The organism is Stenotrophomonas sp. ZAC14D2_NAIMI4_6, from assembly GCF_003086875.1.
In the GTDB taxonomy this organism is placed as follows: domain Bacteria; phylum Pseudomonadota; class Gammaproteobacteria; order Xanthomonadales; family Xanthomonadaceae; genus Stenotrophomonas.
Genome location: NZ_CP025996.1, coordinates 3,948,973 through 3,970,927, shown reverse-complemented (window position 1 = coordinate 3,970,927; position 21,955 = coordinate 3,948,973). Strand labels below are relative to the sequence as shown.

The window sequence follows — 21,955 nt, the reverse complement described above, 5'->3', positions numbered from 1 at the left end:
CATGCGTGGATGGGGCCGTCCCGAAAGCAAAAAAAGCCCCGCACTGCGGGGCTTCTTTCTTATCGCTTCATGGAACCGAAGAACTCGTCGTTGGACTTGGTGTTCTTCATCTTGTCCAGCAGGAATTCCATCGCGGCCATTTCATCCATCGGATGCAGCAGCTTGCGCAGGATCCAGATCTTCTGCAGCAGTTCCGGTTCGATCAGCAGGTCTTCGCGGCGGGTGCCCGAACGGTTGATGTCGATGGCCGGGAACACACGCTTTTCAGCGATGCGACGGCTCAGGTGCACTTCGCTGTTGCCGGTGCCCTTGAACTCTTCGTAGATCACCTCGTCCATCTTCGAGCCGGTGTCGACCAGCGCGGTGGCGATGATGGTCAGGCTGCCGCCTTCTTCCACGTTGCGCGCAGCACCGAAGAAGCGCTTCGGGCGGTGCAGGGCGTTGGCGTCCACACCACCGGTCAGCACCTTGCCCGAGCTCGGCACCACGTTGTTGTAGGCGCGGGCCAGGCGGGTGATCGAGTCCAGCAGGATCACCACGTCCTTCTTGTGTTCGACCAGGCGCTTGGCGCGCTCGATCACCATTTCGGCCACCTGCACGTGGCGTGCGGCCGGTTCGTCGAAGGTCGAGCTGATGACTTCGCCGCGCACGGTGCGCTGCATTTCGGTCACTTCTTCCGGGCGCTCGTCGATCAGCAGCACGATCAGGTGCACGTCCGGGTGGTTGGTGGTGATGGCCGTGGCCACCTGCTGCATCATCATCGTCTTACCGGCCTTCGGCTGGGAAACGATGAGCGAACGCTGGCCCTTGCCCTGCGGCGCCATCAGGTCGAGGATGCGGCCGGTGATGTCTTCGGACGAGCCGTTGCCGCGCTCCAGGGTGAAGCGGCGACGCGGGAACAGCGGGGTCAGGTTCTCGAACAGCACCTTGTTCTTCGACGCTTCGATCGGCTCACCATTGATGGTGTCGACGATGTTCAGTGCGAAGTAGCGCTCGCCGTCCTTCGGGAAGCGGATGCGGCCGGAGATGTGGTCGCCGGTGCGCAGGTTGAAGCGGCGGATCTGGCTGGGCGAGATATAGGTATCGTCCGGGCCGGCCAGGTAGCTGGCTTCGGCCGCGCGCAGGAAGCCGAAGCCGTCCGGCAGGATTTCCAGCACGCCGTCGGCGGCGACGCCGTCACCGTGGCGGGTCAGCACCTTCAGCAGGGCGAAGATCACGTCCTGCTTGCGGGCGCGGGCGACGCCTTCGGAGATCTGCAGCTGCTCGGCGATTTCCAGCAGCTTCTGCGCCGGCATGCGCTTGAGGTCGCTCAGCGAATAGACCGGGAAACCTTCCGGCACGTTGGCGTGCGGGCGCGGCACGAAGGGCTGCTGCTCGCCGCCGTCCTGCGGCATGCCGTCATCGCGGCCACCGCGGTTGCGGTCACGGTCGCGACGGTTGCGGAAGCGGTCGCGGCGGTTGCCCTGGCCCTGCTGGCCGTTCTGGTTGTACGGGTTGTTGTTCTGGCCCTGGTTCTGGCCGCCACCCTGACCACCCTGGTGGTTCTGCTGGCGCGGCTGGCCGGATTCGCGGCCTTCGCCGGCATCACCGCCGCCGGAGGCGGGGGCTTCAGCGGCGGGCGCGCTCGGCGCGGGGGCGGCTGCGGCCGGTGCCGGCGCTTCGGGCGCGGCTGCCAGCGGCAGGGTCGGCTGCGCGGGGGCAGCGCTGGTTTCGGCGGCTGCCGGAGCGGCGGCCTTGCTCACGCGGGGCTTGCGCACGCGCTTTTCGGCGGGCGCATCGGCGCTGCCGGTTTCGGAAGTGTGATCGGACAAGAGCGTTATTCCTCGCTTGAAGGTGCGAGCGCCCGGCTGGGGCGGCGAACGTTGGGAATGGGTCTGGAAGAAACTGCGTCCAGAGGGTGCGGCACGCGAACGCGGCCGGATATGCCGACACTATCATCGGCCCGCGGCGCCTTGCAAGGGTCACCGGGAATGGCATTCATGCGGGCGCGGGGCGCCCAGCGGCAGCCGCGGTCAGCGGCTGCCGTGGAACAGCAGGATCAGGCCAGGGCCTTGTCCAGCAGGCCGGCCAGCTGGGCCTTGCCCACCGCACCGATCTGCTCGCCCACCTTTTCGCCGTCCTTGAAGACGACCAGGTAGGGGATGGAACGCACGTGGTACTTGGCGGCCAGCGCACGGTTGTTGTCGACATTGACCTTGGCGATCTTGGCGCGGCCCTGGTAGGCGTCGGCCAGTTCGTCCAGCGCCGGGGCGATCATCTTGCACGGGCCACACCACTCGGCCCAGAAATCGACCAGCACCGGTTCCTTGGAATTCAGCACTGCGCTATCGAAGTCGGCATCGCCGACGTGTACAACCTTGTCGCTCATCTTGGTTTCTCGTCTTGGATTGCACCCGGCCAGGCCGGAGGTGGGTGAACTGGGCCATGCCCGGTGGCGCGACCCTCGTCGTTGCCTCGTGGCGGTATGCCACGGTGCGTTCGGCGGGATGCCTGGACGCTCACGGCCGGCAGTGTACCCCTATCGCAGCGCGGGGACAGAGGCTGGCTGGAACCCAGCGTATCGTGACCGTGTCCGACGACGGTATGTGTCGGATTTCACTGTCTTCCCGGAATATGGGGGCATCTGGCGGCCGGCCCAGCCCCTGTCGGCGGGGGGCGTTCAAGTGCGGTGTGGCTGGGTGAAGAGCGGGGTGCAGGGTTCGTCTCTAGGCGGGTTGAGACGGCTGCGCGGGATTGCCGGCCCGGTTGCGGTAAACTGAGGCATTGTGCGGCGTGCGGACCCGGTGGTCCCAGCCTGCCAACCCGCCGCAGGGGCCGCAGTTTGCGACGGTGCCCCTAGACGATGAAGTGCCAGCCGCCCCACGGGCCGGCGGCCATACCAAGACGGACTCATGAGCGACAAACCGCTGACCGATTTGACCTTCTCCTCCTTCGAGCTGCACCCGGCCCTGCAGGCGGGCCTTGAAGGAGCCGGATTCACCCGCTGCACCCCCATCCAGGCGCTGACCCTGCCGGTCGCGCTGCCCGGTGGCGATGTCGCCGGCCAGGCCCAGACCGGCACCGGCAAGACGCTGGCCTTCCTGGTCGCTGTCGTAAACCGCCTGTTGACGCGCCCGGCGCTGGCCGATCGCAAGCCGGAAGATCCGCGCGCACTGATCCTGGCGCCGACCCGCGAACTGGCCATCCAGATCCACAAGGATGCGGTGAAGTTCGGTTCCGACCTGGGCCTGCGTTTCGCCCTGGTCTACGGCGGCGTGGATTACGACAAGCAGCGCGAGCTGCTGCAGCAGGGCGTGGACGTGATCATCGCCACCCCGGGCCGCCTGATCGACTACGTGAAGCAGCACAAGGTGGTTTCGCTGCACGCCTGCGAAATCTGCGTGCTGGACGAAGCCGACCGCATGTTCGACCTGGGCTTCATCAAGGACATCCGCTTCCTGCTGCGCCGCATGCCCGAGCGCACCACCCGGCAGACCCTGCTGTTCAGCGCCACCCTCAGCCACCGCGTGCTGGAGCTGGCCTACGAACACATGAACGAGCCGCAGAAGCTGGTGGTCGAAGCCGAGACCATCACCGCTGCGCGCGTGCGCCAGCGCATCTACTTCCCGGCCGACGACGAGAAGATCCCGCTGCTGCTGGGCCTGCTGTCGCGCAGCGAAGGCGCGCGCACCATGGTCTTCGTCAACACCAAGGTGTTCGTCGAGCGCGTGGCGCGTTCGCTGGAAAAGGCCGGCTACCGCGTGGGCGTGCTGTCCGGCGACGTGCCGCAGAAGAAGCGTGAGAGCCTGCTCAACCGCTTCCAGAAGGGCCAGCTGGAAATCCTGGTGGCCACCGACGTGGCCGCCCGCGGCCTGCACATCGACGGCATCAAGTACGTCTACAACTACGATCTGCCGTTCGATGCCGAAGACTACGTGCACCGCATCGGCCGTACCGCGCGCCTGGGCGAAGAGGGTGATGCCATCAGCTTCGCCTGCGAGCGCTACGCGATGGGCCTGCCGGACATCGAGGCTTACATCGAGCAGAAGATTCCGTCCGAGCCGGTTACCAAGGAACTGCTGACCCCGCTGCCGCGCCCGGAACGTCCGGCCCCGGCTGCGGGCGAGGAAGGCGAGGAGAACGAGAGCGTCGGCCAGATCTTCCGTGAAGCGCGCGAAGCCCGCGCTGCCGAGGAAGAGCGCCGTGGCGGTGGCCGCAGTGGTGGCCGCTCCGGCGGTGGCCGTGGCGAGCGCCGTGACGGTGAACGCAGTGGCGAGCGTCGCCCGCGTGGCCCGCGCAAGCCGCGCGTTGAAGGCGAGCAGACGGCCGCCGCGCCGGTCGAGGGTGCCGAGGCCGCCGTGGCCCAGGCCCCGCGCCCGCCGCGCCCGCCGCGCGCCGAAGGTGCAGTGGAAGGCGCCGCTGAGGGCGAGCGCAAGCCGCGCAAGCGCCGTCGTCGTCGTCACGGCCGTCCGGTGGAAGGCGCCGAAGGCGTGCAGACCTCGTCGGGCAACGGCGCCAACCCGGTCACCCCGGTGCAGGTGGTGGCCAAGCCGGTGCGCACCGCCGCCGATACCGGTGATTCGTTCCTGACCCGCATCGGCCGCAAGATCCGCCGGATGCTGTCGGGCAGCTGATCGGCGCCCACCCAGCAGGACCGGTAGCACCCGACCGTTGGTCGGGTGGCTTTAGCGGCGTGCCGACCCACGGTCGGCACCCACCACCCACGGTCGGCACCCACAGGCATGGCCTGGCGCTACCAAGGCGTCGCGTCGGTCCTGCATAATCGGGGCATGAGTGTCCTGCGCTTTGACAATGTCAGCAAACAGTACGCCGGTGGCCATGAGGCGCTGATCGATGTCAGCTTCGAAGTGGCCCCCGGCGAAATGCTGTTCGTCACCGGCCATTCCGGGGCGGGCAAGAGCACCCTGCTGCGGCTTATCCACCTGGACGAACGGCCCAGCCGCGGCGCGGTGGTGTTCGACGATCGCAACCTGCTGAAGGTGCGCGGCGGCGATGTGCCGCGCCACCGTCGCGCGGTCGGCGCGGTCTACCAGGACCATCGCCTGCTGATGGACCGGTCCATCGCCGAGAACGTAGCCCTGCCGCTGATCCTGCGCGGCACGCGCCGCGCCGATATCGGCAAGCGCGTGCGCTCGGTGCTGGAACGCATGGGCCTGGGCCACCGCGAAAAGGCACTGCCGTCGCAGCTGTCGGCCGGTGAGCAGCAGCGCGTCGGCATTGCCCGCGCCATCGTCGGCGAACCCAAGCTGCTGGTGGCCGACGAGCCGACCGGCAACCTCGACCCGACCCTGGCCGCCGAAATCATGGCCCTGTTCGCCGAACTGCCTTCGCGCGGCACCAGCGTGCTGGTGGTCAGCCACGACCTGCCGCTGCTGCGCCGCATGCGCAAGCGCGTACTGATCCTGGACCACGGCCGGCTGGTGGATGACATCTCGCCGCAGGATCTGGCGGAGTAACCGATGGCCAAGAACGAAAACGCCGAAGCCGCCGCACCCTCGCGCCTGGGCGTGTGGATCCAGCACCACGTGCACAGCGTGGTGTTCAGCCTGGGCCGCGCCTGCCGCAAGCCGTGGGCCACCCTGCTGACCGTGATGGTCATGGCGCTGGCCCTGGCGCTGCCGCTGGGGCTGTCCATCGCGCTGGACAACCTGAAGCAGTTCGCTGGCAGCGTGCAGCAGTCGCGCGATATCAACGTGTTCCTGAAGGCCGATGTGGACGGTCCCGGCGCACTGCGCCTGGCCGGCGAACTGCGCGACCGCCAGGATGTGGCCAACGTGGCCGTGCGCACGCCCGAACAGGGCCTGGAGGAACTGCGCCAGGCCGGCCTGGGCGAGGCCATCGACGCCCTCAACGACAACCCGCTGCCCTCGCTGCTGGTGGTGACCCCGGCGCAGGGCCAGGATGACGCGCGTCTGGCGCGCGCGCTGGAAAGCCTGCCCGGTGCCGACCTGGTGCAGCACGATGCGTTGTGGCGCAAGCGACTGGATGCCTGGCTGGCGTTCGGCGCGCGGCTGGTGCAGGTGCTGTCGGTGCTGCTGGGCGTGGGCGCCGCGCTGGTGGTAGGCAACACCGTGCGCCTGGATATCCAGGCCCGCCGCGAGGAAATCGGCGTGCTGCAGCTGCTGGGCGCCAGCGATGGCTTCATCCGCCGCCCGTTCCTGTACCTGGGCGCGTGGTATGGCCTGGGCGCCGGTGCCGTGGCGCTCGCGCTGATCGGCGTGGCCGGTGCCGCATTGCGCGCACCGCTGGCCGACCTTTCGCGTAGCTACGGCAGCCCGTTCGTACTGCACGGGCTGGACCTGCTGCACGGCAGCCTGGTGCTGCTGGGTACGCTGCTGCTGGGCTGGCTGGGGGCCTGGCTGGTCACCGGCCACTTCCTGCGCCAGACCCGCCCCACCGACACCTGAGACCTGCATGCAACCGCAAGCGCTGAAGCATATTGAAGGGCCCGCGACGCGGGTGATGGTGGTCGATGGGTCCAAGCTGGTCCGCAAGCTGATTGCCGACGTGCTGCAGCGCGACCTGCCCGGCGTCGAGGTGATCGGCTGCGACAGCATTGAAGAGGCGCAGCAGGTGCTGGCGCAGGGGCCGGTGGATCTGGTCACCACCTCGCTCACCCTGCGCGATGGCGACGGCCTGGACCTGGCCCGCAAGGTGCGCGAGGCCGCCGGCCAGGCCTACGTGCCGGTGATCGTGGTGTCTGGCGATGCGCAGCAGCACCTGGAACAGCGTCGCTTCACCGAATTCGTCACCGACTATTTCGACAAGGCGCTGGGCCACGAAGCCCTGGCGACGTTCATCCGTGGCTACGTGCAGCCGCAGACCATTCCGGGCGCCACCATTCTGTACGTGGAAGACAGCCGGGTCGTGGCCGAGGCCACCAAGCGCATGCTGGAACGGCAGCAGTTGAACGTGCTGCACGTGGTCAGTGCCGAAGAAGCCTTCACCCTGCTCACCGCCGAATCGCTGGGCCGCAGCCGCCACCGCATCGACCTGGTGCTGACCGACGTGACCCTGAAGGGGGAACTGAGCGGGCGTGACGTGGTGCAGCGCGTGCGCGTGGATTTCGGTTACGGCAAGCGCCGCCTGCCGGTGCTGGTGATGACCGGCGACGGCAATCCGCACAACCAGACCGGCCTGCTGCAGGCCGGTGCCAACGATCTGGTGCTCAAGCCGATCGAAGAACGCCTGCTGGTGACCAAGGTGCTGTTCCAGCTGCGCCTGGCCCGCTTGAACGATGGACCTGTATTGAAATGATCGACGAAGTAGTGGGAACCCCGGCGATCCAGCTGGAGCCGAGCTGGAAACAGCGCGTGGGCGATTACCTGCTGCAGCCGCAGATGCGCGAGCTGTCCGCGTTCCTGCGCCAGCGCAAGGACAGCGGCGCGGCGGTGTTCCCGCCGGGGCCGCAGATCTTCGCCGCGTTCGACGCCACCCCGTTCGAGCAGGTAAAGGTGGTGGTGCTGGGCCAGGACCCCTACCACGGCCAGGGCCAGGCCCATGGGCTGAGCTTCTCGGTGCAGCCCGGCGTGCCGGTGCCGCCCTCGCTGCTGAACATCTACAAAGAGATCGAAGGCGACCTGGGCATTGCCCGGCCCGATCACGGCTGCCTGCTGCCGTGGGCGCAGCGCGGCGTGCTGCTGTTGAACGCGGTGCTGACGGTGGAGGAAGGCAGTGCCGGCGCCCACCAGGGCCGTGGCTGGGAAGGCTTCACCGACCACGTGGTGGACGTGCTGAACCGCGAACGCGACGGCCTGGTGTTCATGCTCTGGGGCGCGTACGCGCAGAAGAAGGGCAAGGTGATCGACACCGGCCGCCACCGCGTGCTGAAGGCGCCGCATCCCTCGCCGTTGTCGGCACATCGCGGTTTCCTGGGCTGCCGCCATTTCTCGATGGCCAACGACTACCTGCAGCGCCAGGGCCAGGCGCCGATCGACTGGTCGCTGCCGCCGCGCGCCCGCCTGTAACCCGGCAGGCACGCCGCAGCGTCACACGCCCAGCATCTCGATGATGTCGTGCGCCACCTGGCGCTTGCGCGGCGGCAGCCGCCGTACCAGCGACAGAATGTTGCCCTCCAGGTCATTGCGCGCGTAATCGGCGCTGGGCGGCGCCGCCCCCAGTTCCTCATCGTCCGGCTTGCCGCAGCCGCGGCCGGTGGCCAGCCATTCAAAGCGGACCTCGGTCACCACCGCGATCCGGGCCAGATGCGACACGCTGGGATGGGTGCCGCCGCGCCGCTCCCATTGCGCCACCGCACTGCGCTTCACCCCGGTTTCCTGCGCCAGCTGTGTCTGTGAAAGTCCAGCCGCCGCGCGTGCACCGCGGATTCGATCAGCCATGGACAACATCGGTATTCCCCCTTTCCCTGTCCCTAGTTGATGGGTGGTTATCGATACTTACCGGGCAGCGATTCTTTTACGTGCCTGTACAGAATGACTGTCTGCCCTTGCCGCACCTGGGTTTCCCATCGTCTCCTCCCTGGCGACAGTGCTGCTTACTACGGTCTTCACGCCGTCTTGTTTGACCCCTGCGCGCGCAAACGTAATTAATCGCTCAACCGGCCACGCAGCGCCGGAAAACATCAGAAACATCGAAGCCAGTGTGCGTCACATGCCTCATCACCGGCAATGTCCGGGCGGTGCTGGGCGCGTGCAGCCGCGGCGCAGGGGATGGGCGATGGATAAGGCTTCAGTCGTGAAGCGGGTGTCAGTGTTACTCACCAAAGTAAATGTCCTGCTATTTAGTGTGATCCTGTGCACATTAATAATGGTCGTGCCGACGGCCCGCGCCCAGGATGCCTGTACCGCCAATGGCGCCTGTGTCTCGGCTGGACCGCGTCTGGTTTCGGTCGATTCCACCCAGAGCCCGGTGTTGAATCTGTTGTTCAGCACGCTGCTGCCCGGCACCAGCGTCCAGCTCACCGCGTTGGACTGGAACAACCTGGCCGGCGCCGACATCAATCTCAACGCGCTGCTGACCCAGCTCAACGGCGGCGTGGTGGTCAGCGATCCCAGCCAGGTGTTGAACGCCAACATCACCCTGGCCCAGCTGCAGGCGGCGATGGTGTCGGTGCTGCAGGCCGACGGCAAGACCGCCGCGGCCAGCGCGCTGGGTCTGCTCAGCCCGTCCATCGGCGGGCTGACCGGCAACATCCGCCTGGCCGATCTGCTGCAGGTCAGCCTGCCGCCCGGCTCGCTGGCCACGGTGAACCTGGACGTGCTGGACCTGATCACCGGCGGGGTGCAGCTGTACAACTTCCGCAACGTGGTCACCACGCCCACGCCGATCACCCTGACTACTGCGCAGCTGGCACCGTTGGGACTGGGCGGGCTCGCCAACGTGCGTGTGTGGGCGCAGGTGGTCGAACCGCCGGTGTTCAACTGCGGCCCGGTCGGTACCAGCTTCCACAGCGCGGCGATCCGCCTCAAGCTGGATTTCGACATCGTGCAGGGCCTGAACGTGGCGCCGCTGATTTCGGCGGTCAATGGCCTCAACGTGGGCGGCCTGGTCTCGCTGTCGGGTACGAGCATCAATGCCTCGCTGGTGCATCTGTCGGTCTACGCGGACGTGGCGCGCGCCGAAGGCACCATCAGCGCGGTCAGCCTGGCCAGCAACGCGGTCACCCTGCAGGCGCGGCCGGGCCTGGTGAACCTGTATGTGGGCACGATCAGCGACGCGGTGTTCTTCAACCGCAGCGCCGTGCTTACGCCGGCCAGCGTGACCCCCATCAATGCCACCACGTTGAACGTGACCGTGGCGGTCAGCTTGTTGGCCGGTGCCGTGAAAGTGGCCGACGTGGATGTGCCGTTGACCGTGTCGGTGCGCGCCGTCGCCACGGCTACGCCCGGCCTGCAGTCGGTAGTGGTACCCGGCGCATTTCCACAGACACGCACGCTCACCGCGGGCACGGTCAGCGCCAGCACCATGGTCACCTCGCTGATCAATTCGCTGGACGTGACCATCACCAGCGGTACGCCGGTGGTGCGTCTGGTCAACGCGCTGGTTACCCTGCCACTGCCGGTGAACACCATCGTCAACGCGCTGGTATCCACCCTGCTGCCACCGCTGCGCACCGTGGTGAATGCACTGGTGGGACCGGTGCTGACGGCGGTGCTGGGCGGGGTGGTCGACAACCTGCTGGCCTTGCTGGGCATCCGCATCGGCCAGGCGGTGTTCACCGTGGAAAGCATTTCGCAGAGCTGCGCTGCCACGGTGCAGCTGGTGAAGACGCTGGCGCCGACCACCGATACCGGTGTGTTCAACCTGAGCGTGGCACAGGGGGCCACGGTGCTGGCCAGCGTGGCCAACGTGGGTAACAACGGTGCCACCACGGCAGTGGTTACGACACCGGGCACGGTCTACACGCTGGCCGAAACCGCAGGCACCGCCACGGTCCTGGCGCGCTACGCCAGCAGCTGGGAGTGCAAGGACCAGGGCGGCACCACGCTCAGCAGCGGCACCGGCCAGAGCTTCAACTTCACCGCGCCGGCGCTGGCGGCGCAGCCGCTCACCGTGGTCTGCCGCATCACCAACCGCACGCGCCAGGCCGATCTGTCTATCAGCAAGAGCGATGGCAGTACCACCTACACACCCGGCGGCAGCGCCAGCTATGTGCTGACGGTCAGCAACGCCGGCCCCGATGCGGTGACCGCCGCGCAGGTCAGCGACACGCTGCCGGCGGGCGCCACCTTGAGCGCGCCGTGGACCTGCAGTGCCTCGGCCGGCAGCACCTGCAGCGCCGCCAGTGGCGGTGCGGCCGGCGGCACCAGCGTCAGCCTGGGGGTGAACCTGATCAACGGGGGGCAGGCCACGATCACCGTGCCTGTCAGCTTCAGCGCCGATCCGGGCGCGTACTAGCCGTATCCACCCGGGCCGCTGCGCTGTGCGCGGCCCGGCAGCAACGACGCTTCTTGTGACGCGCAGGTGGGGAACGCCAGAGCCTGCGCGGTGCTTTCGAGGATGACAGCATGCACACCGCCCGCGCCCGTCGCTTGAACTGCCTGCCAGACCACGCCTGCCTGCGCGTGCGCGCGCTGCAACTGGGCACCGCGCTGCTGGCCACGCTGGCCATGGCGGGCGCGCAGGCACAGGCGTACCGCAACCCGCTGGTGAACACCGCCACGGTGACCGCGCCGGCCGACGTGTCCGATCCCACCCCGGGCAACAACAGCAGCAGCGACAGCAATGCACTGGCCGCCAGCGCGCAGCTGAGCATCGTCAAGACCATCACCACGCCGGTGCCGGTCGCGGCCGGTGGGGCGGTGCAGTACCGCATTGAAGTGCGCAACACCGGCCCGTCGCAGGCGGTGGGCGCCACCCTTACCGATTCGGTGCCCGCGCAGCTGAGCGGGGTCACCTGGACCTGCGCAACGGTGTCGGCGGCCACCTCCTGCTCGGCGGCGTCGGGCACCGGCAGCCTGAACGTCGGCGTCAACGTGGGCGTGGGCGACGTGCTGGTGGTGCTGGTGAACGGCACCGCGCCCACCGTCACCCCGGCGACGATTTCCGCCAACGCGGCCACCATCACCCCGCCGCCGGGTACCACCGATCCGACGCCGGGCGACAACACCGCCACCACGCCCACCATCGCCGTGCAGGCGGCCGCCATCGTCGCCACCAACGACGACTACAGTGCCACGCCATTCCCGCCGGGCGGCGGCGGCAGCACGCCGCGCGTGTTCACCAACGACACCCTGGGTGGCGCGGCGTTCGCCGATGCCGCCGTGGTCGCGACGCTGACCAACGCACCGTCCGGCTATGCCATCGCGGCCAACGGCACCATCAGCGTGCCGGCCACCGCTGCCGCAGGTCCGGTCAGCCTGACCTACCAGATCTGCGAAGCGGCTTCGCCCAGCAACTGCGCCAGCGCCACGGTCAGCCTGCTGGTCAGCCCCGATGCGCTGGATGACAGCGTGGCCGTGCAGGCCGGGCAGGCGGTGAACGGCAACGTTGCCAGCAACGACAACTTCTTTACTGGTTCCACTTTCGTGCAGACCGGCGCGGCACCCAGCCAGGGCAGCGTGGTGCTGCAGGCCAGCGGCGCGTTCACCTACACCGCCAACGCGGGCGCCACCGGCACCGATACCTTCGGCTACCAGGTGTGCCTGCCGGCACCGAATGCGGCGGTGTGTGACACCGCAACGGTCACCGTGAACCTGACCGCCAACACCATCGATGCGGTGAACGATGATTTCAGCGCCGCGCCGATTGCCGCGGCCAGCGGCGGCACCACCGCCAGCGTGCTGGGCAATGACACCTTCAATGGCGCCGTGGTGGTGCCGGCCAACCTGACCACCACGCTCATCACCGCACCGGCGGGGTATCTGATCAACGCCGCTGGCGTGGTCACGGTGCCGGCCAACGCCGTGGCCGGCCCGGTCACCCTGGGCTACCGCATCTGCCTGACCGCGGCGCCGACGCTGTGCGACACCGCCAACGTGCAGCTGGTCATCGCTCCCGATGCGGTGGACGATGCGATCGCCACGCCGGGTGCGGGGCAGCCGGTGTCCGCCAACGTCGGCAGCAACGACAACACCCCGGCCGGCTCCACCTTCAGCCTCGGTACCGCCGCCAGCAAGGGCGTGGTGACCGTGAACAGCGACGGCAGCTATACCTACACGCCCAATGCCGGAGTCACCGGCAGCGATACCTTCGGTTATCAGGTCTGCCTGCCCGCACCGAATGCTGCAGTGTGCGATACCGCGACCGTCACCGTCACCCTCGGCGCCAATGCACTGGTGGCCAACGATGATCTGTTCGCCACCCCGGTGCCCGGCCTTGCCGGAGGCAGCACCCCCAGCGTGCTCGGCAATGACACCCTCAATGGCGTGGTGGTCGCCGCCGGGGCGGTTACCGCCACGCTGCAGGCGCCGGTGGCGGGCTTCAGCCTGGATGCCAGCAGCGGCGTGATCACCGTGGCCGCAGGCACCACGCCGGGTGCCACGACGCTGGCCTACCAGTTGTGCGAAGTGGCAGCCCCGGCCAACTGCGATATCGCCAGCGTGCAGGTGCTGGTCGCGCCGACGGCCGTGGCCGACAACGTGCCCGTGCAGTCGGGCCAGGCCGTGACCGGTTCGGTGGCCAGCAATGACAGCACCGGTACCGGTGCGGAGTTCAGCGTGCTGGTCGCCCCCACCCAGGGCACGCTGGTACTGGCCGCCGATGGCGGCTTCACCTACACCTCGGCCGCTGGCAGCAGTGGCACTGACAGCGCCAGCTACCAGGTCTGCCTGCCCGCGCCGAACAGTGCGGTGTGCTCGACGGCGACGGCCACCTTTGTCATCACCGCCAACACGGTCGATGCGGTGGACGATGCCTTCGGCGCGCCGGCCATCTCGCCGGTGACCGGCGGCAGCACGCCCAGCGTGCTGGGCAACGATCTGTTCAACGGCGCGGCGGTGACCGCCGCGCAGGTGAGCGTGAGCCTGGTCAACGCACCGCCGCCGGGCTACACCTTCACCAGCGCCGGGGTGATCAACGTGCCGGCCGGCGCCGCCGCCGGCGCGCAGACCCTGACCTATGAACTGTGCGAGGCCGGTACCGCCAACTGCGACACCGCCCAGGTCGCGCTGGTGGTGGCGCCCGCTGCCACCGACGACAGCTACAGCACCTCGGCCGGGCAGCCCCTGGTGGGCGATGTCAGCCTGAATGACAACGCGCCTGCAGCGGCGACCTACAGCCTGGTCACGCCGCCGGCCGCGGGCACGTTCACCCTGCAGGGCAACGGCAGCTTCAGCTATGCACCGGCCGCGGCCGGGCCGCAGACCGCGCAGTATCAGGTCTGCCTGCCGGCGCCCGATGCGGCCGTCTGTGCCACCGGCACGGTCACGATCACGGTGGTGGCCAACACCGTTGATGCGGTGGATGACAACTTCCGCAGCCCCGTGTTCGCGCCCGGTGCCGGCGGCACCACGCCCACGGTGTTTGCCAACGACAGCTTCAACGGCGCGCCGGTGAATCCGCTGCAGGTCACGGCCAATCTGGTGGCCGCGCCCACCGGTTTCAGCATTGATGCCAACGGCATCATCACCGTGGCCAGCTACGCGCCGGCCGGTGCCACCACGCTCACCTACTCGCTGTGCGAGCAGGGCGGCAGCACCTGCGATACCGCCGCCGTGCAGGTAGTGGTTGCGCCCGATGCCGTCGATGACAGCGGCAGCGTGACCGGCACCCAGCCGGGCACCTTCGACCTGGCCGCCAACGACAACGTGCCTGCCGGTGCCACGTATACCGTGGTTACCCCGCCCACCCTGGGCAGCGCGGTGCTGTCGACCAGCGGCAGCCTGCAGTACACCGCCAACGCGGGCGCCAGCGGTGCCGATACGTTGACCTACCAGGTGTGCCTGCCGGCACCGGACGGCGCTGTCTGCGATACCGCCCAGGTGGCGCTGACCCTGGCGGCCGCTGCACTGGTGGCGGTGAATGATGATTTCAGCGCCAGCGCGGTCCCGCCGAGCGGTGGCAGTACCGCCAGCGTACTGCTCAACGACACCTTCAACGGTGCGGCCATCGTGCCGGGTACCACCCCGGTTACCACCAGCCTGACCACCCTGGTGTCCGGCTACAGCATGGCCGCCAATGGTGTCATCAGCGTCGCGGCCGGTACCTTGCCGGGCTCGGTCGCGCTGGGTTACCAGGTCTGCGAAACCGCTGCGCCGACCAACTGTGCCACCGCCACGGCGGTGGTGGTGATGAGCCCGGATGCAGTGAACGATGCACTGCCGGCCGCGGCCGGTGCGACCACCGTACTGAATGTCCTGGCCAACGACGTGGCACCGGCCACGCCGGTGGTGACCGTCAGCGTGGCGCCGGTGAATGGCAGCGCCGTGGTCAACGCCGACGGCAGCATCAGCTACACCCCCACCGGCAGTTTCAGCGGGCCGGATTCCTTCACCTACCAGCTGTGCCTGCCGGCGCCCCATGGCAGCGTGTGTGATACCGCCACGGTGGCGGTGACGGTCAGCACGACCTCGCTGGTCGCGGTGAATGACAGCTTCCTGGCCACGCCCATCGATCCGGCTGCTGGCGGCAGCACTACCAGCGTGCTGCTCAACGACACCTTCAGCGGCAGTGCGATCGTGCCGGGCACCACGCCGGTCACCGCATCGCTGGTGACGCCGGTGACCGGCTACAGCCTGTCGGCCGACGGTGTGGTGAGCGTGGCCGCGGGCACGCGCCCGGCCGCGACCACCCTGAGCTACCAGGTGTGCGAGAACGCGGTGCCGACCAACTGCGCCGCCGCCACCGCACTGGTGGCGGTCAGCCCCGAAGCAGTGGCTGACAGCCTGCCGGCCACCGCCGGCACCACCACGGTATTGAACGTGCTGGCCAATGACGCCGCGCCGCTGAACCCGGTGGTCACCGTCAGTGCCGGCCCGAGCCAGGGCACGGCCGTGGCCAATGGCGATGGCACCATCAGCTACACGCCGACCGCCGGCTTCACCGGCACCGATACCTTCACCTACCAGCTGTGCCTGCCCGCACCGGGCGGCACGGTCTGCGATTCGGCCACAGTGACGGTCACTGTCAGTGCCACCTCGCTGGTGGCCAGCAACGATGATTTCAGCGCCAGCCCGATTGCACCGGCCACCGGTGGCAGCACCAGCAGCGTGCTGCTGAACGATACCTTCAGCGGTGCGCCTATCGTGCCGGGCACCACCCCGGTCACCGCCACGCTGATTGCCGCGCCGGCCGGTTACACGATCTCGGCCAGCGGCGTGATCACCGTTGCTGCGGGAACCACGCCGGCTGCGGCGACCCTGAACTACCAGGTCTGCGAGAACGCGGTGCCGGGCAACTGTGCCGCAGCCACCGCGCTGGTGGCGGTCAGCCCGGACGCCGTGGCCGATGCACTGCCGGCGGCCGCCGGCGCCACCACCGTGCTCAACGTGCTGGCCAACGATGCCGCGCCGTTGAACCCGCTGGTGACCGTATCGGTGGCTGCGGGCAACGGCACGACCGTCGTCAATGGCGACGGCACCATCAGTTACACGCCCAGCGCCGGCTTCACCGGCACCGATACCTTCAGCTACCAGGTCTGCCTGCCGGCGCCAGCGGCGGCGGTCTGCGATTCCGCGGCGGTCACCGTCACCGTGGCGGCCACGACGTTGACCGCGGCCAACGATGATTTCAGCAGCAGCCCGATCGCCCCTGCGGCCGGCGGCAGCACCACCAGCGTGTTGTTGAACGACACCTTCAATGGCGTGGCCATCGTGCCGGGCACCACGGCGGTAACCGCTTCGCTGCTGACCACGGTGCCGGGCTACAGCATGGCAGCCGACGGCGTGATCACCGTGGCCGCAGGATCGCCGCCGGCGGCAACGACGCTCAACTACCAGGTCTGCGAAAACGCGGTGCCGGGCAACTGCGCGTCGGCCTCGGCCGTGGTCGCGGTCAGCCCGGTGGCGGTGGCCGACACCCTGCCGGCCACCGCCGGTACCACGACCGTGCTGAACGTGCTGGCCAACGACACCGCACCGCAGGACCCGGTGGTGACCGTGTCGGTGGCGCCGACCAACGGCACCACCACGGTCAATGCCGACGGCAGCATCAGCTACACGCCGACGGCCGGCTACACCGGTGCCGACAGCTTCACCTACCAGCTGTGCCTGCCCGCGCCGGCGGCAACGGTCTGCGCCACTGCAACCGTATCGCTTGCGGTCAGCAACACGTCGCTGGTGGCGACTAACGATGACTTCACCGCGGCGCCGATCGCGCCGGCCACCGGCGGCAGCACCACCAGCGTGCTGCTCAACGATACGTTCAATGGCGCGGCCATCGTGCCGGGCACCACCGCTGTGACGGCGTCGCTGCTGGCGCCGCCCAGCGGCTACAGCATGTCGGCCAACGGGGTGATCAGCGTTGCGGCGGGCACCACGCCGGCGGCAACCACGCTGAACTACCAGGTCTGCGAGAACGCGGCGCCGACCAACTGTGCGGCAGCCACCGTCGTGGTCGCGGTCAGCCCGGAGGCGGTGGCCGACGCGCTGCCCGCTGCCGCTGGCGCCACCACCGTACTGAACGTGCTGGCCAACGATCGCGCACCGGCCAACCCGACGGTGACGGTGTCGGTCGCACCGACCAATGGCAGCACCACGGTGAATGCCGACGGCAGCATCAGCTACACCCCGACGGCGGGCTTCACCGGCACCGACAGCTTCACCTACCAGGTCTGCCTGCCGGCCCCCGGCGCCACGGTCTGCGATTCGGCGACGGTGACGGTCACCGTCAGCAACACCACGCTCAGCGCCTTGGGCGATGACTTCACTGCGGCGCCGATCGCCCCGGCGGCCGGTGGCACGACCGCCAGCGTGCTGCTGAACGACACCTTCAATGGCGCGGCCATCGTGCCGGGCACCACGCCGGTCAGCGCCTCGCTGGTGACGCCGGTGAACGGCTACAGCATGAACCCGGCCGGCGTGATCACGGTGGCACCGGGTACCACGCCAGCCGCAGTGACGTTGAACTACCAGGTCTGCGAAAACGCGGTGCCGACCAACTGCGCCGGTGCCTCGGCCATCGTGGCGGTCAGCCCGGATGCCGTGGCGGACACCCTGGCCGCAACGGCGGGGACCACCACCTTGCTCAACGTGCTGGCCAACGACACCGCTCCGCTGAACCCGGTGGTGACCGTGTCGGCGGCACCGGCCAACGGGACTGCCACGGTCAATCCAGATGGCAGCATCAACTACACCCCGACGCCCGGCTTCACCGGCGCGGACAGCTTCACCTACCAGTTGTGCCTGCCGGCGCCGGGCAGTGCGGTCTGCGATACCGCCACGGTCAGCCTGACGGTGGGTGCCAATGGCATCAGCGCGCTCGCCGATGACTTCAGCGGCACGCCCATCGCACCCGCCACCGGTGGCAGCACCGCCAGCGTGCTGTTGAACGATACGTTCAACGGTGCGGCCATCGTGCCTGGTACCACCCCGGTTGCTGCCTCGCTGGTGACGCCGGTGGCCGGCTACAGCATGAGCGCAACGGGCGTCATCAGCGTTGCGGCCGGCACCACGCCTGCGGCGGTCACGCTGAACTACCAGGTCTGCGAAACCGCCGTGCCCACCAACTGCGCGCAGGCAACGGCGCTGGTGGCGGTCAGCCCGGATGCGGTGGCCGACACCCTGCTGGCCGCCGCCGGTACCAGCACCATCCTGAACGTGCTGGCCAACGACACCGCGCCTTCGAACCCGGTGGTGACCGTGACGGTTGCGCCGACCAACGGCCTGGCCACGGTGCTGGCAGACGGCACGATCCGCTATTCGCCCTCGGAAGGCTTCACCGGCAGCGACAGCTTCACCTACCGGCTGTGCCTGCCGGCACCGGCCGCCGGCGTCTGCGACACCGCCACGGTCAGCCTCACCGTTGCGGCCACCACCCTGGTCGCCACCGCCGATGATTTCACCGCCGCGCCGATCGCACCGGCCAGCGGCGGTACCACGGCCAGCGTGCTGCTCAACGACACCTTCAACGGCGCTGCGATCGTGCCGGGCACCACGGCGGTCACCGCAACGCTGATCACCCCGCCTGCGGGCTACACGATGGCTGCCAACGGGCAGATCACGGTGGCACCGGGCACGCCGCCGGCTGCGGCAACGCTGACCTACCAGGTCTGCGAAAACGCGGTGCCGACCAACTGCGCGCAGTCCACCGCGGTGGTCGCGGTCAGTCCTGCTGCGGCCAACGACACGCTGACGGCAACGGCCGGCACCACCACGGTGCTCAATGTCACCGCCAACGACACCCTGCCGTCCAACCCCACGCTGACCGTGCTGGTGGCACCGGGCAATGGTGCCGCAGTCGTCAACGCCGACAACACCATCAGCTACACGCCTGCGGCGGGCTTCACCGGCGCTGACACCTTCACCTACCAGGTCTGCCTGCCCGCGCCGGCAGCAGGGGTGTGCTCCACCGCCACCGTCACCGTCAACGTGGGCACGACCAGCGTGAGCGCGCTGAACGATGACTTCAGCGCGACGCCCATTGTGCCGGCCACAGGCGGCACCACCACCAGCGTGCTGCTGAATGACAGCTTCAACGGTGCCCTGATCGTGCCGGGTACCACGCCGGTAACCGCCACGCTGATCACGGCGCCCACCGGCTACAGCATGAGCCCGAGCGGCGTCATCACCGTCGCTGCGGGTCTGGTTCCGGTCGCCACCACGCTGAACTACCAGGTCTGCGAAAACGCGGTGCCGACCAACTGCGCACAGGCCACTGCACTGGTGGCGGTGCGCCCGAACGCGGCCGATGACACGCTGTCGGCCGGCACCGGCACCACCGTGCTGAACGTTGCTGCCAACGACACGCTGCCGTTGAACCCGGTGTTCACGGTGATCGTCGCGCCGCTGAACGGCACCGCCGTGGTGAACGGGGACAACACCATCAGCTACACCCCGAACCCGGGCTTTACCGGCACCGATACCTTCACCTACCAGGTTTGCCTCCCGGCACCGAACCTCAACGTCTGCGACACCGGGTCGGTCAGCGTGACCGTGAGCGCCACGACCCTGCAGGCAGTGAGCGACAACTTCAGTGGCACGCCCACCCTGCCTGGCGCGGGCGGATCCACGCCATCGGTGCTGGGCAATGACCTGATCAACGGCGTGCCGGTGCAGCCGGCGCAGGTCACGGTGTCGCTGATCGCACCGCCGGCAGGCGTCAGCATCGATGCCAACGGCATCATCAACATTGCCGGCAGTGCCGCGGCCGGTGCGCTCAACCTGACCTATCAGATCTGCGAAGCCAGCAACACGGGCAACTGCGCGCAGGCCACGGCGCTGGTGCTGGTGCGTCCGGATGCGGTGAACGATGTGGCCACCACACCGGCCGGGCAGGCGCTGAGCGGCAGCGTGGCTGGCAATGACAATGCCGGCGGCGGTTCGGTGTTCTCGCTGGTGACCGCACCGGCGCAGGGCACGGTGGTGCTCAACGCGAACGGCAGCTACACCTACACGCCCAACACGGGCTTCAGCGGCAGCGATTCCTTCATCTACCAGCTGTGCCTGCCCGCGCCGTATGCCGGCGTGTGCGATACCGCTACGCTGACCATCACGGTCAGCGCCGCGGGTGGCACCCTGGTCGCGGTGGATGATGCGATTGCCGATGTGCCGGCCACCGGCGCCACCGCAGTGTTGAACGTGCTGGTGAACGACACGTTCAACGGCGCCGCGCTGGACCCGACCACGGTGCAGCTGACCCCCACCAACACCACGGCCATCACCATCCAGGCCAATGGCAGCGTGGACGTGGCCGCCGGTGTGGCCGGTGCCACCTACACCACCACCTACCAGATCTGCCTGGTCAGCCAGCCCAGCGTCTGCGACATCGGTACGGTCACCGTGACCCTGGCCAACCCGCCGGCGGGCAGCACCGTGCAGCCGGCCGACGATACCGCTACGACGCCGCAGGACAGCCCGGTGGTGGTGGCGGTGCTGGCCAACGACCTGGTTGCCGGCAGCCCGGTGGTGCCGGCGTCGGTGGCGGTGACCATCAGCACCGCGCCCACCTCGGGCACCGCCGAGGTACTGGCCGATGGCAGCGTGCGCTACACGCCGGCGGCCACGTTCAGCGGCAGCGACACCTTCGCCTACACCGTCTGCACGCAGGCCGCGCCGGTGCAGTGCGGCACCGCCAGCGTGACCGTGCAGGTACAGGCCAACGCGATTGAAGTGGTGGATGAGACCGTGACCACGCCCGATGGTGAACCGGTCACGATCTCGCTGCTGGACAACATCAGCACCAGCGGCGCGCCGATCAACCCGCGTTCGCTGCGCGTGCTGGCCGCGCCGCGCTACGGCCGCCTGGGCTGCACCGACGGCGTCTGCATCTACACCGCCTTCGTCGGCTACAGCGGCCAGGATGCCTTCACCTACAACATCTGCGACGTCTCCATTCCCACCCCGGTGTGCGCCGATGGCCGGGTGAGCATCACCGTGACCGCCAGCGGCGCCGTGCTGCGCCTGACCAAGCAGGCAGCGCAGCGCACGGTGAAGGTGGGCGAGCTGGTGCGCTACGTGGTGACCGTGGAAAACCTGGGCGAAGTGGATGCGCTGGGGGTGAACGTGGTCGATACGCTGCCGGCCGGCTTCACCTTCGTGCAGGAGGGCTTCGAGGCCCGCGACCTGGACAACGCCGCGTTCGTGAGCGCGCGTTCGCCGCTGCGGGTGGAACAGGTGGATATCGCCGCCGGCGGCCGCGCCACGCTGGTGTACTACCTGCGCGTGGGCGCCGGCGTGGGCCAGGGCATCCACACCAACCGGGTGACCGCGGTGGATGCGGTCAACGCCAGCATCGGCAACGTGGCATCTGCCGATGTAGAGGTGGTGGGCGATCCATTGCTGGACGAGAGCCTGATCCTGGGCAGCGTGTTCGAAGACCGCAACGGCAACGGTATCCAGGATGACGGTGAGCGCGGCATTCCCGGCGTGCGCGTGGCATCGGTGGAAGGCCTGGTGATGGAAACCGATGCGTTCGGCCGCTATCACCTGGTCGGCATCAACGGCGGCCAGGCACGTGGGCGCAACTTCATCCTGAAGGTGGACCCGACCACGCTGCCGGCCGACGCGCGCTTCACCACGCGCAACCCGCTGCTGCGGCGGATCACCCCGGGGCTGCCGGTGCGCTTCGACTTCGGCGTGCAGCTGCCCGATGCACGGTTCGACAGCGGTCGTCCGGCCCTGCGGCTGGAGTTCGGTCCTGCACTGTTCGTACCGGGCCGCGCCGAACTGGCACCTGGCAACGAGGCGGTACTGGTACAGGCGGCCAGCGCGTTGCAGGCACGCCAGGGTGGGGTGCTGCAGGTGCGTGCAGAGGCGGGCCAGGAAGCGTTGGCGGCAGACCGCGGCCGCGTGCTGCAGCAGGCCGTGCTGGCGCGGTTGCCAGACGGGTGGGCCGACCGGGTGCAGGTGCAGGTACTGCCTGCACCGGCCACCGTTGACCGCGCGGACCGCTGAGGAGA

The 21,955-nt window shown here is 68.7% G+C and carries 10 protein-coding genes; 7 read left to right on the top strand and 3 right to left on the bottom strand.

The genetic code is table 11. The annotated features are described in order from the left end of the window. Positions 1 to 59: 59 nt before the first annotated feature. Positions 60 to 1,811, bottom strand: coding sequence for a transcription termination factor Rho (gene rho / locus C1933_RS17990; protein ID WP_108754357.1), 1,752 nt, complete (start codon positions 1,809 to 1,811; stop codon positions 60 to 62). 227 nt (positions 1,812 to 2,038) lie between these two features. Further along, positions 2,039 to 2,368: a thioredoxin gene (gene trxA, locus C1933_RS17985; protein WP_025878607.1), complete on the bottom strand. Its 330-nt coding sequence runs from the start codon at positions 2,366 to 2,368 to the stop codon at positions 2,039 to 2,041. A gap of 523 nt (positions 2,369 to 2,891) precedes the next feature. Between trxA and rhlB the strand changes: the two genes are divergently transcribed. The 5 genes from rhlB to ung all read left to right on the top strand — a co-directional run bounded on the left by rhlB (position 2,892) and on the right by ung (position 7,967). Continuing rightward, a complete protein-coding gene (rhlB, locus tag C1933_RS17975; protein ID WP_108754356.1) occupies positions 2,892 to 4,613 on the top strand; it encodes an ATP-dependent RNA helicase RhlB in 1,722 nt (573 codons plus the stop codon). Positions 4,614 to 4,769: 156 nt separating this feature from the next. Next, positions 4,770 to 5,456, top strand: coding sequence for a cell division ATP-binding protein FtsE (ftsE, locus tag C1933_RS17970; protein ID WP_108751049.1), 687 nt, complete (start codon positions 4,770 to 4,772; stop codon positions 5,454 to 5,456). A 3-nt stretch (positions 5,457 to 5,459) separates the two neighbouring features. Then, the gene (gene ftsX / locus C1933_RS17965) at positions 5,460 to 6,407 is read left to right on the top strand and encodes a permease-like cell division protein FtsX (RefSeq protein ID WP_108754355.1); all 948 of its coding nucleotides are present in this window, start codon (positions 5,460 to 5,462) and stop codon (positions 6,405 to 6,407) included. Between the two features lie 7 nt (positions 6,408 to 6,414). Further along, positions 6,415 to 7,257: a response regulator gene (locus tag C1933_RS17960; protein WP_108754354.1), complete on the top strand. Its 843-nt coding sequence runs from the start codon at positions 6,415 to 6,417 to the stop codon at positions 7,255 to 7,257. Beyond that, positions 7,254 to 7,967 (top strand): uracil-DNA glycosylase, encoded by a 714-nt coding sequence (ung, locus tag C1933_RS17955; RefSeq protein WP_108754353.1) that lies wholly within the window; start codon positions 7,254 to 7,256, stop codon positions 7,965 to 7,967. Before C1933_RS17960 ends, ung begins: the two co-directional genes overlap by 4 nt. A gap of 21 nt (positions 7,968 to 7,988) precedes the next feature. Here ung and C1933_RS17950 read toward each other — a convergent pair whose 3' ends face one another. Next, positions 7,989 to 8,339 (bottom strand): helix-turn-helix transcriptional regulator, encoded by a 351-nt coding sequence (locus tag C1933_RS17950; RefSeq protein WP_234414567.1) that lies wholly within the window; start codon positions 8,337 to 8,339, stop codon positions 7,989 to 7,991. A gap of 532 nt (positions 8,340 to 8,871) precedes the next feature. Here C1933_RS17950 and C1933_RS17945 point away from each other — a divergent pair. Next, positions 8,872 to 10,857: a DUF11 domain-containing protein gene (locus tag C1933_RS17945; protein ID WP_199911385.1), complete on the top strand. Its 1,986-nt coding sequence runs from the start codon at positions 8,872 to 8,874 to the stop codon at positions 10,855 to 10,857. 110 nt (positions 10,858 to 10,967) lie between these two features. After that, complete coding sequence (locus tag C1933_RS17940; RefSeq protein ID WP_108754350.1) at positions 10,968 to 21,950, top strand: Ig-like domain-containing protein; 10,983 nt, start codon at positions 10,968 to 10,970, stop codon at positions 21,948 to 21,950. Positions 21,951 to 21,955: the final 5 nt, after the last annotated feature.

Coding starts and splice junctions, on each gene's coding strand:
- trxA (WP_025878607.1), bottom strand. CDS start 2,368: ATGAGCGACAAGGTTGTACACGTCGGCGATGCCGACTTCGATAGCGCA.
- rhlB (WP_108754356.1), top strand. CDS start 2,892: ATGAGCGACAAACCGCTGACCGATTTGACCTTCTCCTCCTTCGAGCTG.
- ftsE (WP_108751049.1), top strand. CDS start 4,770: ATGAGTGTCCTGCGCTTTGACAATGTCAGCAAACAGTACGCCGGTGGC.
- ftsX (WP_108754355.1), top strand. CDS start 5,460: ATGGCCAAGAACGAAAACGCCGAAGCCGCCGCACCCTCGCGCCTGGGC.
- C1933_RS17960 (WP_108754354.1), top strand. CDS start 6,415: ATGCAACCGCAAGCGCTGAAGCATATTGAAGGGCCCGCGACGCGGGTG.
- ung (WP_108754353.1), top strand. CDS start 7,254: ATGATCGACGAAGTAGTGGGAACCCCGGCGATCCAGCTGGAGCCGAGC.
- C1933_RS17950 (WP_234414567.1), bottom strand. CDS start 8,339: ATGGCTGATCGAATCCGCGGTGCACGCGCGGCGGCTGGACTTTCACAG.
- C1933_RS17940 (WP_108754350.1), top strand. CDS start 10,968: ATGCACACCGCCCGCGCCCGTCGCTTGAACTGCCTGCCAGACCACGCC.